This is a genomic window from Flavivirga spongiicola (assembly GCF_030540825.1).
GTDB lineage: Bacteria > Bacteroidota > Bacteroidia > Flavobacteriales > Flavobacteriaceae > Flavivirga > Flavivirga spongiicola.
Genome location: NZ_JAUOEO010000001.1, coordinates 2,551,340 through 2,564,821 on the forward strand (window position 1 = coordinate 2,551,340; position 13,482 = coordinate 2,564,821).

Annotated in this window: 9 protein-coding genes; 4 read left to right on the top strand and 5 right to left on the bottom strand. The window is 34.8% G+C overall.

Annotation, left to right across the window (positions count from 1 at the left end; translation table 11 throughout):
- Positions 1–142 precede the first annotated feature (142 nt).
- The 3 genes from Q4Q47_RS10225 (at position 143) to Q4Q47_RS10235 (ending at position 6,138) form a co-directional block, all read left to right on the top strand.
- Positions 143–1,489 (top strand): deoxyguanosinetriphosphate triphosphohydrolase, encoded by a 1,347-nt coding sequence (locus Q4Q47_RS10225; protein WP_303306560.1) that lies wholly within the window; start codon positions 143–145, stop codon positions 1,487–1,489.
- A 61-nt stretch (positions 1,490–1,550) separates the two neighbouring features.
- Entirely contained in the window at positions 1,551–5,438 is a 3,888-nt protein-coding gene (locus tag Q4Q47_RS10230) for a PA domain-containing protein (protein ID WP_303306561.1), read from the top strand.
- Positions 5,439–5,448: 10 nt separating this feature from the next.
- Entirely contained in the window at positions 5,449–6,138 is a 690-nt protein-coding gene (locus Q4Q47_RS10235) for a fibronectin type III domain-containing protein (RefSeq protein WP_303306562.1), read from the top strand.
- A gap of 226 nt (positions 6,139–6,364) precedes the next feature.
- Here Q4Q47_RS10235 and Q4Q47_RS10240 read toward each other — a convergent pair whose 3' ends face one another.
- Both Q4Q47_RS10240 and dxs read right to left on the bottom strand, forming a co-directional pair.
- Positions 6,365–6,580 (bottom strand): hypothetical protein, encoded by a 216-nt coding sequence (locus tag Q4Q47_RS10240; protein WP_303306563.1) that lies wholly within the window; start codon positions 6,578–6,580, stop codon positions 6,365–6,367.
- Positions 6,581–6,710: 130 nt separating this feature from the next.
- Positions 6,711–8,474: a 1-deoxy-D-xylulose-5-phosphate synthase gene (dxs, locus tag Q4Q47_RS10245; protein WP_303306564.1), complete on the bottom strand. Its 1,764-nt coding sequence runs from the start codon at positions 8,472–8,474 to the stop codon at positions 6,711–6,713.
- 41 nt (positions 8,475–8,515) lie between these two features.
- Here dxs and Q4Q47_RS10250 point away from each other — a divergent pair, with 41 nt between their 5' ends.
- Positions 8,516–8,965 (top strand): nucleoside deaminase, encoded by a 450-nt coding sequence (locus tag Q4Q47_RS10250; RefSeq protein ID WP_303306565.1) that lies wholly within the window; start codon positions 8,516–8,518, stop codon positions 8,963–8,965.
- A gap of 135 nt (positions 8,966–9,100) precedes the next feature.
- Here Q4Q47_RS10250 and Q4Q47_RS10255 read toward each other — a convergent pair whose 3' ends face one another.
- The 3 genes from Q4Q47_RS10255 to aspS all read right to left on the bottom strand — a co-directional run bounded on the left by Q4Q47_RS10255 (position 9,101) and on the right by aspS (position 13,061).
- Positions 9,101–9,337, bottom strand: a complete 237-nt coding sequence (locus Q4Q47_RS10255) for a hypothetical protein (protein ID WP_303306566.1) — start codon at positions 9,335–9,337, stop codon at positions 9,101–9,103.
- Between the two features lie 134 nt (positions 9,338–9,471).
- Positions 9,472–11,259, bottom strand: coding sequence for a chloride channel protein (locus Q4Q47_RS10260; RefSeq protein ID WP_303306567.1), 1,788 nt, complete (start codon positions 11,257–11,259; stop codon positions 9,472–9,474).
- A 47-nt stretch (positions 11,260–11,306) separates the two neighbouring features.
- Positions 11,307–13,061 (bottom strand): aspartate--tRNA ligase, encoded by a 1,755-nt coding sequence (aspS, locus tag Q4Q47_RS10265; RefSeq protein WP_303306568.1) that lies wholly within the window; start codon positions 13,059–13,061, stop codon positions 11,307–11,309.
- Positions 13,062–13,482: the final 421 nt, after the last annotated feature.

Below are 13,482 nucleotides of genomic sequence, written 5' to 3' on the forward strand. Positions count from 1 at the left end.
TGCAAAGAACTAATTTTTGAATCATTCGTATGTTATCTAATTATTAAAGAACAGTGATTAAAATGTTATCTTAATGTTATCAAATTTTTGAGGACTAATTATTATCGAATTTAATTATCTTGCTTGTTCTTAAAAATATAAAATGAACTGGGAACAATTATTATCCTTAAAGCGCTTTGGCGACACAAATAAACGCATACGAAAAGAACAAGATGAAACTCGTTTGGGGTTTGAAGTAGATTATGATCGGGTTATATTTTCTTCAGAATTTAGAAGCCTTCAAGATAAAACACAGGTGATTCCTTTATCGCAAACCGATTTTGTGCATACCAGATTAACACATAGTTTAGAAGTAAGTGTGGTGGGACGTTCTTTAGGTAGGTTAGTTGGTAAGAAATTATTAGAAAAACACCCACATTTATACAGTGTTCATGGGTATCAAGCGAACGATTTTGGAGCTATTGTTGCCGCGGCAGCTTTAGCACATGATATAGGTAATCCACCTTTTGGGCATTCTGGAGAAAAGGCAATTGGTGAGTTTTTTAAAACAGGAAACGGAAAACAGTTTAAAGATCAGTTGACTGAAAAAGAATACCAGGATTTATGTGATTTTGAAGGCAATGCTAATGGCTTTAAAATTTTAACCGAAAGTAGAGCAGGACGAGATGGCGGGTTACGATTAAGTTATGCCACTTTAGGGGCTTTTATGAAATATCCAAAAGAGTCTTTGCCTAAAAAACCAACAAAGCATATTGCCGATAAAAAGTATGGTTTTTTTCAAAGTGAAAAAGGAGCTTTTATTGATGTTGTCAATGAATTGGGTTTGTTAAAAAGAAGTAAAACAGCTATTAGTTTTTCCAGACATCCGCTTGCATTTTTAGTAGAAGCAGCAGATGATATTTGCTATACTATAATCGATTTTGAAGATGGTATAAACCTCGGTTTGATACAAGAGGAATTCGCTTTGGAGTATTTAATTAATTTAGTGAGGGATACTATAAATACCAAAAAGTATCATCAACTAAAAAACACGCAAGATAGAGTAAGTTATCTGCGCGCTTTAGCAATAAATACCTTGATTAATGAGGCGGTTACCGTTTTTATGCAAAATGAAGAAACTATATTAAATGGTGATTTTAATTGTGCTTTGCTGGATAAAAGTAAATATGAAGCACAAATAAACGATATTATTAAAATTAGTGTAGAACAAGTGTACCAAAGTAAGGAGGTTATCGAAAAAGAAATAGCCGGTTATAGAATTTTATCCGATTTATTGGATGTTTTTATAACGGCCATCAATAATTCTCATGTGAATAAAGCATCAAACTATGATAAATTGATCCTTCATCTTTTACCTAAAAATGATGTGGAAACGCAAAATTCTCTATACAATAGAATATTTAAAGCTTGTAGCTTTGTCTCAAATATGTCGGATAGCAATGCCATTCTGCTATTCAATAAAATAAGGGGAATCAATATAAATCAATAGCTTAAAACAAATAATCGATATATTTTGTAAACTTATCCCCCTTGTCTTGACTATTACTTATATGAAAAAAGACATTCTTTTATCTATTGTTTCCGTTTTCACCATTTCAGCTTTGGTGTTTTTTTTGAATACAAAAAACTCAGACATTAAAAAACTTAGAGAACAGCATGCATTGTTTTTAGAATCACATCCCTATAATGAAACATTAAAGCTTAGTAAAAAAGAAAGAAAAAAATTAAGGATCCCTCCCAATAAATATTTTGAAGAACAATATTTATTGGAGATGAATCCTGCATTAGGGAGACCTACTCGTGAAAAAGTAAAAGCGTTACAACAAAAATTAGCTAAGTCAAGAACTTTAAATGGTTTAATAGGAAAGGTTCCTGGGGAAAAGATTGATAATGTTTGGGTAGAGAGAGGACCAACTAATGTTGCAGGTAGAACTAGAGCCATCATGTTTGATCCTAATGATGCGACCAACGAAATAGTTTTTGCTGGAGGTGTTAGTGGGGGCTTATGGAAAAACACCAATATTTCGAATGCAAATTCACAATGGACGCGAGTCAATATTCCTGAAAATTTAGCGATTTCGAGTATCACTTATGATCCAAATAACACAAATATTTTTTATATAGGTACAGGTGAATCCTATGTAGGAGGCGATGTAAATGGCGATGGGTTATGGAAATCTGAAGATGGAGGAAATACCTGGACTAAAATTTTTGGAGGCATAAGTGGCGATAGTTTTTTTCAATCGGCAACTAATTTAACTATTAATTCTCCTGGATCTATAGCTGGAGATATATCATATCTGCCAACAACAAATTTTGGAACCACAATTACTTCTGTAATTACTGCAGATGCTATTTTAGTTGATGATGGAGACGGTGTAACAAGTGATGGGTGTAATGCTTTAGAAAACAGTACAGAATTAAATGGAAACATAGCATTGGTAAGAAGAGGTGACTGTAATTTTGTTACTAAAGTAAAGAATGCCGAAAATGCCGGAGCCATAGCTGTTGTCGTCATGAATAATGTTGATGGTAGTCCAATCAATATGGGTGGAGACGATGCTACAATTGCCATTCCTGCAATTATGATTTCAAAAGCAGATGGTGATTTAATAGAAAACACCTTGGCAACAGAAGCAGTTAATATATCTTTAAACCCAAGAAGTGGAAATTTTACAGGCCTACTTGTTCCCGGGATACAGCATATTAATGACGTCGTTGTTAGAAATAATGCAGGAGTTTCAGAAATTTATGTTGCAGCAGGCGACTCTTTTTATAGTGATGCTAATGTTAATACGTTTCTTGGAGGACCGGAATTCGGATTATACAAATCTACAGATGGTGGCTCGAATTGGTCTGAAATGGTATTGCCATTAACCTCAAACGGAAATAAATATGCCCCTAATGATATTGAAATTGGAGCAGATAATAAAATTTGGGTAGCCACAACGAACAGTGTGGTTTTTGGAGATGGAGGAGGCACTATTTTATCATCTGCAGATGGTACAATCTTTACCAAAATACATGAAATTGCAGGTGCTAAAAGAACACAAATAGCATTATCTGCAACCGATGCGCAAAAACTATATGTTTTAGCAGATGGTACTGGTGGGTCACCAGTAATAATGGAACAAACGACCAATGGTTTTGCAACAAGCATAGAGTTAAGCCTACCCAATGATGCCGATTCCGGTATTCCTGCAGACGATTTTACAAGAGGCCAGGCTTTTTACGATTTAATGCTGTCCGTAGATCCAGTTAACGATAATGTTGTTTATGCTGGGGGTATCGATTTGTTTAAATCTACAAATGGAGGAACAGGCTGGAATCAAATATCGAAATGGACTCAAGGAGGAGGAGATAACCCACTTAAAGATTTAGATGTTCCTATAGTACATGCAGACCAACATAATATGGTATATGGTAAAAATGATAATGACAAAGTTCTGTTTGTGAATGATGGAGGCGTTTATTATTCAAATGATGCAGGGGGTACAATAAGTGCCAGGAATAAAGGGTATAATGTCACTCAATTTTATACGGTTGGAGTTGGTCCAGTTAGTGTTTACAATGGAGATGATTATTTTCTAGCAGGAGCTCAGGATAATGGGACTCAATTATTTCAAGATGTCAACAAGAATCAGCCAGATGAATCTTTAGAAGTAGCAGGAGGCGATGGCGCTCATAGTTTTTTTGATCAAGATGGCAACGATGCCTATTTCATTGGAAATATTTTTTACAATCAATTCGTATTCTTGTTTAATTATGATACAGATGAGTTTGTTACAATTAATTCTGAGGATACAAATAATGGATCTTTTATTAACCCGCAGGCGTTAGACTCTAATTTAGATATTTTATACTCTAACTACTCATCAGGAGGAAATAATATTATTAAAAGGTATTCTCAAATAAAGTCTGAAGCAACAGTTGCTAAAAACAATCTAACAAATGCTTTACTTACATCGAGACCAACAGCATTTACCGTATCTCCATATACCGTAAGCTCGTCTAAATTATTTGTTGGAACTGTTTTAGGAAATGTTCTGAAAGTGGTTAATGCCAACGAAAACTCCCCCGCTTGGTCGGATATCACAGGAACCGGTTTTGTTGGAAGTATTTCTGATATTGAATTAGGAGCTACCGAAAATGACATACTTGTTACGATGCATAATTATGGCGTAACAAACATTTGGTATACGAATGATGGCGGATTGACTTGGGAAAGCAAGGATGGAGACTTACCGGATATGCCTGTTAAAGCAATTTTACAAAACCCCTTAAACTATGAAGAAGTTATTATAGGGACAGGTCTAGGCGTTTGGTTTACTAATAATTTTTCATCTTCAACACCTATATGGAATCAGGCATTTAATGGGATGAGTAACGTCATAGTAACAGATTTAGATTTAAGGGACGATAACAAGGTTTTTGCATCAACGTATGGTCGTGGGGTGTTTTCAGGACAGTTTGAATTAGATCCTGCAGGAGATATTGATGGAGATGGTGTACTTAATGGTGTAGATGTGTGCCCTCAGGTAGCAAATGCAGATCAGGCAGATTCAGATGGAAATGGTATTGGTGATGCGTGTCAGGATTCAGATAACGATACGGTGTTAGATATAAATGATAATTGTGTGGAGAATTCAAATATAGATCAATTAGACTCGGATGGAGATGGTATTGGTGATTCTTGTGATGCTGATTATGATAGTCCCGATAATATAAGCCTTGAAATAATATCTGAAACTTGTCAGGGATTGGATAATGGAAAGATTATTGTTAGTGTGGTCGAAACTTCTGTTACATACACAGTAACATTAACAGGGAATGGCTTAAATTTAACTCAGGGACTTACAACAACTCATACTTTTGAAGACATAGCCGTTGGGTCTTATACCTTATGCGTTGATGTAGATGGTAGATCGTTTCGGCAATGTTTTGAAATTAATATAGCGGCTGCAGAAGCTTTAGATGCCGTTTTTGAAAAGCGTGTTAAAAATAATTCTGATCTAACATCAGTAACAATAAATCAAGGAACGCCACCATTCACAGTTGTCTTTAATGGTGATACAATAAGAACGACTAGTGAAACCGCTTTTGAAATAGAAACATTAGGCTCAGGAATCTTAGAAATATTTTCTTCTAAAGCTTGTGAAGGTGTGGCTAGTAAGGTAATTAACAACAATGATGATTTTAATAAATTTGTAGCAAGCCCTAATCCGGTAATTGAAGACTTAAAGATAACCTTACCTGTTATTGAAGAGCATCAGATTCCCATACAGATTTATAATATAGATGGCCAATTGCTTTTTAATAAAACCATAAATAAAAGCAACTCGAATGAGATACAGATACCCTTTCAAAAATTTAATAAAGGCGTTTATTTTGTTAGAATCGATATTGAAAAACCAGTCGTTTTTAAGATCATTAAATAGAGGAACTATCATGAAAAAGATCATTAAAACAGGAACCATTTTTACAATACTGTTTTTTGTTTTTGCTTGCGGAGGTGGAGGAGATGATTCGGCATCAAATGCAGCACCGTCAAAGGCTCAATTAATTTACCCATCAGTAGATTTATTATGTATTGATAATACCATTACTTTTAATTGGAATGCAGCTTCAGATCCTGATGGTGATTCTGTTCGTTATAAATTAACCATTGCTAAAGATAGAGCTTTAACAGATGTTGTAGAACAACGTACAGTTAATGGAACAAGTGTTACTATAACCTTACAAAAGGGTGTTGCTCACTACTGGAGTGTGATTGCGGTAGATAGCGAAACTAATGAAGGGGAGCCAACAGCAACACAGGCATTTTTTACTGCAGGGATCGGAGTTTCTAATTACGCCCCATTTACCGCAGCATTAGTAAGTCCTGATAATGATAGTGATATAGATGCTGGTTCAGTAAATTTAAATTGGACGGGAGGAGATACAAATACCGATGATATATTAACCTATGAGTTATATTTCGGTGAGGATCTTGATCCGCCATTAGTGGATGGTAATTTGTCATCTCAAACCTCAAATGTTAATGTGGTTTCAGGAAAAACATACTATTGGAAAATAAATACATTAGATGGCTCTGGGGCGAAAACAATTGGGCAAGTTTGGAAGTTTAATGTGAATTAGTCTGTCATTCCTGCGGAGGCAGGAATCTACTTGTTTGCAAAACACTTCATACATAAACGATTCTCCAATACTATCTCTATGTTTTATCGATAAAACTTAGAGAACATTCTACGTTGATGCAACAAACAATTTTGAACAACATATGTTTTGAATAAGAATAAAGAGGTGATTTAATATTTCTAATACTCTAGTGGATTCCTGCCTTCGCAGGAATGACAAGGTTGTTCTATTTAAAAATTAAAAACAGCCCCATGATAATAAGTATTAAAATTAGTGCCCAGGAATTTACAAATGCTCTCCAACCTGCTACATTATAACCCTTCATGTTAAAGGATTCCTTTTTGTAAACCTTATAAATCAGATATGAAATTCCAAGGATGAGACATATAGAACCAGAATAAAAAGGATATTCTGAAATCAAGTCACTGAATTTTGTTTTCATTTATATTGTCAGTTAAAAAAGATTCAGGTAATTATAAGTGTCCAAAGTTTAATAGCTGGAATTGACAATCAGATTAAAGCCCATTTAGCTTTTTTAGTTAATTTCTAATTATACGATTAGATCAAATGTGTTACAACCCATTAATATAGCTAATTAAGCTTTCAACATCCAACCCAATAGACTGCTGTAATTGGTTAACACTTCCATGTTCAACAAAATGATCAGGGATCCCTAATATGTTAATGCTGTTTTTATAATTGTTTGCCGAAGCAAACTCTAAGATGGCACTGCCAAACCCACCTTTTATCGTATTGTTTTCAATAGTAATAATGGTCTCGTGTGTTTTAAAAATAGCATGTAAAAGAGGCTCATCCAATGGTTTTACAAAACGCATGTCGTAATGTGCAATATCTTGTGGTTCATGACATTTTTGAATGGCTTCATTTACATTTTTTGCAATGGCTCCAATACTTAAAACGGCTACGTTGTTTCCTTTTTTTAGTTGGATCCCTTTACCTATTTCTATTTTTGAAAATGGTTGTTTCCAATCTATTGTAACTCCACGTCCTCGAGGATAACGTACGGCTATAGGCTGTTTCAAACCCAACTGTACAGTATACATAATATTACGTAACTCGATTTCATTTCTAGGAGAAAAAATAATGAGATTAGGGATACATCTTAAATAGGATAAATCATAAACACCGTGATGGGTAGCACCATCCTCTCCAACCAATCCGGCTCTATCCAAACAAAAAATAACAGGTAGTTTTTGAAGTGCCACATCATGTATTACTTGATCGTATGCACGTTGTAAAAAAGTGGAGTAAATATTACAAAAGGGGACTAAACCTTGTGTCACCATACCAGCAGCTAATGTGACTGCATGTTGTTCTGCGATGCCAACATCAAAAGCGCGTTCAGGAATTTCATCCATCATATACTTTAATGAGCTTCCAGTAGGCATGGCTGGCGTAATACCTACAATGTTTTTATTTTGTTTGGCTAATTCGACAATAGTATGTCCAAATACATCTTGATATTTGGGAGGTTGGATGGTTTCGGACTTTACAATTAAATCGCCTGTTTGCGCATTAAATTTTCCTGGAGCATGGTATTTAACCTGATCTTCTTCAGCCTGTTTTAAACCTTTACCTTTGGTAGTGATAATATGTAAAAACTTAGGGCCTTTTATAGTTTTTAAATGTTCTAATTCCGAAATTATAATATCTATATCATGTCCGTCAATAGGACCCGAGTAATCAAAATTTAAAGCCTCAAAAATGTTGTCTTGTTTTTGAGTTCCCTTTTTAACATTGGTTAAATATTGTTTCAATGCACCAACGCTTGGGTCGATACCAATGGCATTATCATTTAAAATAACCAGTAAATTGGCATCCGTTACGCCAGCATGATTTAAGCCTTCAAATGCCATGCCACTGGCTATGGAAGCATCACCAATAATAGCGATGTGTTGTTTTTTTGTCTCACCTTTTAATTGCGAAGCAATGGCCATACCCAGAGCTGCAGAAATGGATGTCGAGGAATGTCCAACCCCAAAAGCATCATAATTGCTTTCTTCACGTTTTGGGAAACCACTTAGCCCCCCAATTTGTCTATTGGTATGAAAAATGTCTTTTCTGCCAGTTAGTATTTTATGCCCGTAAGCCTGATGGCCTACATCCCAAATAAGTTGGTCTTCGGGGGTATTAAAAATATAGTGCAGTGCAATGGTTAACTCCACAACACCCAAACTAGCTCCTAAGTGCCCTTCTTTAGTAGCAACGATATTAATTATGAATTCACGTAATTCTTTTGCAAGTTGAGGTAAGTCTTCTTGATTTAAAAGACGAAGCTCTTTTGGTGAGTTAATAGTATTTAATAATTCTTGCATGCGATTGCAAATGTACTATTTGAAATTGTATTTTTGCTTTTATGATAGAACCTTTTGATGATACTTATTTTATGAAAAAAGCACTTCAGGAAGCTGAAGCTGCTTATGAAAAAGGAGAAATTCCTGTGGGAGCTGTTATTGTTATTGATAACAAAATAATAGCCAGAGGACATAATTTAACCGAAACCTTGACGGATGTTACGGCGCATGCAGAAATGCAAGCTATTACCGCTGCTGCTAATTTTTTAGGAGGTAAGTATCTACAAAAATGCACCCTGTATGTCACTTTGGAGCCTTGCCAGATGTGTGCAGGCGCTTTGTATTGGAGTCAGATTTCTAATATCGTTTACGGGGCTAGAGATCAAGAACGTGGTTGCATAACCATGGGTACAAAATTGCATCCTAAAACGATTATAAAAGGAGGCATCATGGCTGATGAAGCTTCCGAGTTAATGAAACGGTTTTTTATTGAAAAACGGAATTTGAATTAATACTCTTTTGTCTCCTCGAGTACTTCGGTTGCGCTCAACATAAACTAAAGTCGGGAGGTCATTAGTTTTCAATACATATAAAAAGGTTTCGACTGCACTCGACCAGACATAAAAACGATATCAACACAGATCAGATTAATGTTTCTTATCGCGCTCCTTTTCACGCATTTTATCTAAATTCTCTTTAGTAAGCATGTAGTCTTTAACATCTTTGTCTTTCCAGCGGTAGTATGAAAACAAAGGGAACACAATAAAAAATAATCCAGCAACACCAAAACCAATTAATTTTTGCGACCATTCATTTTCTAAAAAGTAACCAGTTACAATACTTCCTAAGGCAGCTAAAAACAAAAAAAGAATAATATATTTCATGTGTTTATATTTATTGTTTTTAATTTGTCACATGTAGCATCCATATAGTCATTGTCCTTGGGTATCGAACTTTTAGTTATGGATGTTTCATAAAAAAGGATATGAGTGAGATAATTAAAACACCTTTTAAGGTGTTATTTTGTAAAATTAATTAATTGTTGTCTGTATGCTGTTAGTAATTTAGATTTTGAGATATATCCGTAGTATTTACCATGTTTAATGACTGGTAAATTCCATGCGCCACTACTTTTAAATTTATCCATAATATCATTCATTGAATTTTCTTCATAAACAATAATATCTGCATCGGCATGCATTAAATTAGAAGCGTCAACCTTATCATAAAGATGCGAGTTGAACATAATATGTCTGACATCGTCTAAACGTATAACACCTAAAAACTCGTGGTTATCATTGACTACAGGAAAATGATTTCGAGAAGACTTTGCAACTGCTTTTTTTAATATATCCCCAAGTTTCATTTCGGGTTTTAATATGATGAAATTAGTTTCTATGACTTTGTCAATATCCAAAACCATTAATACATTTTGATCTTTATCGTGAGTCATCAATTCACCACGTTGTGCCAACCTAAGTGTGTAAATGGAATGGGAAACGTAATATTTAGTCATGGCAAATGAAATGGTTGACACGATCATTAAAGGGACAAATAATTCATAACCACCTGTAATTTCAGCAATGAGGAAAATCGCTGTAAGAGGCGCATGGAGTACCCCGGCCATTAAGCCTGTCATACCGATTAAAGTGAAATTAGATTCGGATACTTGAAAACCCAAACCAATATTATTGATGATTTTCGCAAAAGCATTACCTAGCGCACTACCCATAACTAGCGTTGGGATAAATACACCACCCACACCACCGGCACCAAAGGTAGTCGTCATAGCAATGGCTTTGAATATAGCTATGCCAAGTAACAGAGCGATAACTATCCAGATATTGGATAAATCTAAACTAAAAGGGGTTGTGCCTATGGCAGATAAGTGATCGCCTTTTAAAAGATTATTCATAATACCGTAACCCTCACCGTAAAGAGGTGGAATAAAGTATAACATAGAACCGATAGCAATGCCTCCAATTAACAAGCGTTTGGCACGACTTTCAAATTGCTTAAAGAAATTAGTAATACCAAAAAATACTTTTGAAAAATATACAGATGCTATACCAGTTACGAGGCCTAAAACGATATAGAATAAGATATCATTAACTTCAAATTTATCGGTTAATTCAAATCGTAATAAAACATCGGTTCCTAAAAACATATAAGATGTTACGACTGCAGAAACAGAAGCCAATAAAAGAGGTACTAAAGAAGCAAAAGCAATATCTAAGCTAAATATTTCGACAGCAAAAATAATAGCAGCTATGGGTGCTTTAAACATGGATGCCATAGCACCGGCAGCGGCGCAACCAATTAAGAGCATTCTCGTTTTGGTATTCATGTGGAATAAGCGTGCAGCATTAGACCCCAAAGCAGATCCTACACTTACGGCAGGACCTTGTAAACCTACCGAACCACCAAAACCAGTAGTTAAAGGTGCGGTAATTAATGCGGCATATATATTATACCTGGGAATGATACCGCTAAGTTTCGAAATAGCATATAGTGTTGAAGAAATACCATGTCCAATATGTTTTTTTAGCCAGATTTGCTTGATTGTATAAACAAGTAAAAGACCAATAATTGGGAAGATGAAGTAAAGTGAATTTTGGTAATTATTAAAGAAATCTAATTCAAAAAGTAATCGAATATAATGCGTTAAGTTTTTTAGGACTACGGTGCCCATTCCTGCTAAAAAACCAACCAGAATACTAAGAATGTAAATAAATTGAAGCTCGGAAATATGCTTGTATTTCCAGATTAAAAATTTACGTAAAAGACTTTTAGCACTTAGAGGCATATTATAAAATTACTAAAAAAAATCCTGCAAGAAGCAGGATTTAAATTTTATGATTTCAAATTAAGCTTTAAACTTAACTCTGTTAACTGTTCATCGTCAATTGGAGCAGGAGCATCTATCATGACATCACGTCCCGAATTATTTTTAGGGAATGCAATAAAGTCTCTAATAGTCTCTTGTCCACCTAAAATAGCTACCAATCTATCCAATCCAAAAGCTAAACCACCATGAGGCGGTGCGCCATATTGAAAAGCGTCCATTAAAAATCCAAATTGTGCTTTAGCTTCCTCTGGAGTAAACCCTAAATAATCAAACATTAAAGATTGCGTTTCTTTATCATGAATTCTAATGGAGCCTCCACCTATTTCGTTTCCGTTTAAAACTAAATCGTAAGCATTGGCTTTTACATCTCCAGGGTTCGTTTTTAATAATTCTAATTGTCCAGTTTTTGGTGATGTGAAGGGGTGATGCATCGCATGGTAACGCTCTGTATCTTCATCCCATTCTAATAAAGGAAAATCCATGACCCAAAGAGGGGCAAATTCGTCTGGTTTACGTAAGCCTAATCGTTCTGCTAACTCCATACGTAAGGCGCTTAATTGTGCGCGTACTTTATCCTTATCACCTGATAGCACACAAATTAAGTCACCTGCTTTTGCATTAGTAACTTCTGCCCATTTAGCTAAGTCGTCTTGATCGTAGAACTTATCAACTGAAGATTTAAAAGTACCATCGTCATTACAACGACTATAAACCATTCCTAAAGCGCCAACTTGTGGTCGTTTTACCCAATCAATTAATTTATCTATTTCTTTTCTGGTATAACTATTTCCTCCAGGAACCGCAATACCAACAACTAATTCTGCATTATTAAAAACACCAAAATCTTTATGTTGAGCAACAGCATTTAGTTCGCCAAAGGCCATCCCAAAACGAATATCTGGTTTATCGTTACCATACAAACGCATGGCATCGTCATAGAGCATTCTTGGGAATTTTTCTATGTCAACACCATTCACTTCTTTTAATAAATGACGTGTTAACCCTTCAAAAGCATTTAAAATATCTTCTTGCTCTATAAACGCCATTTCACAATCTATTTGTGTGAATTCCGGTTGTCTATCTGCTCGTAAATCTTCGTCTCTAAAGCATTTTACAATCTGAAAATATTTATCCATACCACCAACCATAAGCAATTGCTTAAAAGTTTGTGGTGATTGAGGTAATGCGTAAAACTGACCTTCATTCATACGTGAAGGCACTACGAAATCTCGAGCCCCTTCAGGTGTTGATTTAATTAAATAAGGAGTTTCAACCTCAATAAAGCCTTCTTTAGATAAATAATTTCTAACTTCTTGAGTTACTTTGTGTCTAAAGATTAAACTATTTTTTACTGGATTTCTACGAATATCCAGATAGCGGTATTTCATACGTATATCTTCGCCACCATCTGTTTTATCTTCTATTGTAAACGGAGGAAGTAAAGCTTCGTTTAATATATTTAGTTCTGAAACTAATATTTCAATATTTCCAGTTGGTATATTAGGGTTTTTTGAAGCACGCTCAATAACAGTACCTTTAACTTGAATGACAAACTCGCGACCTAGATTTTGAGCTTGTTGCATCATGGTTTTCGAAGTGCGTTCTTCATCAAAAACCAATTGTGTAATACCATAGCGATCTCTCAAATCTATCCAAACAATAAATCCTTTATCACGAGATTTTTGAACCCAACCAGCAAGGGTTACTTCTTCATTTATATTTGTAGCTCTTAATTCACCACAATTATGACTTCTATACATTGTTGTAAAATTGAAGTGCATTTCTATTATTCTATAGTCTTTATTGAGTTAACCGAATAGTAGTTTAATGCATTAAACAGATTGCAAATTTATGAAGATATTACTTTGTAGTATAACCTTTTTTGTAAAGATTTAAATAAAGATTGTTTTATTAGTCCACGCCTATTGCGTGGCAGGAAAACTCAATTTTGAAAAGTTGCGAAGCAATGTCTTCGAAATTGATAGTTGAACTAATCCCGCTTTTCTAGCCGGATCATACGGACTAATACCTCAAAAGCTTGTTTCGGGACTTTAAAAATTATTTTTTCATTATAATGCCTCACGAGCTTGCTTCGAGGTAGTTTGCTATATTCTTAAAATTCACTAGGGTTTTTTATTAAATCATGAATTTACTTGCTTTATTTGTATGAATATTCATATT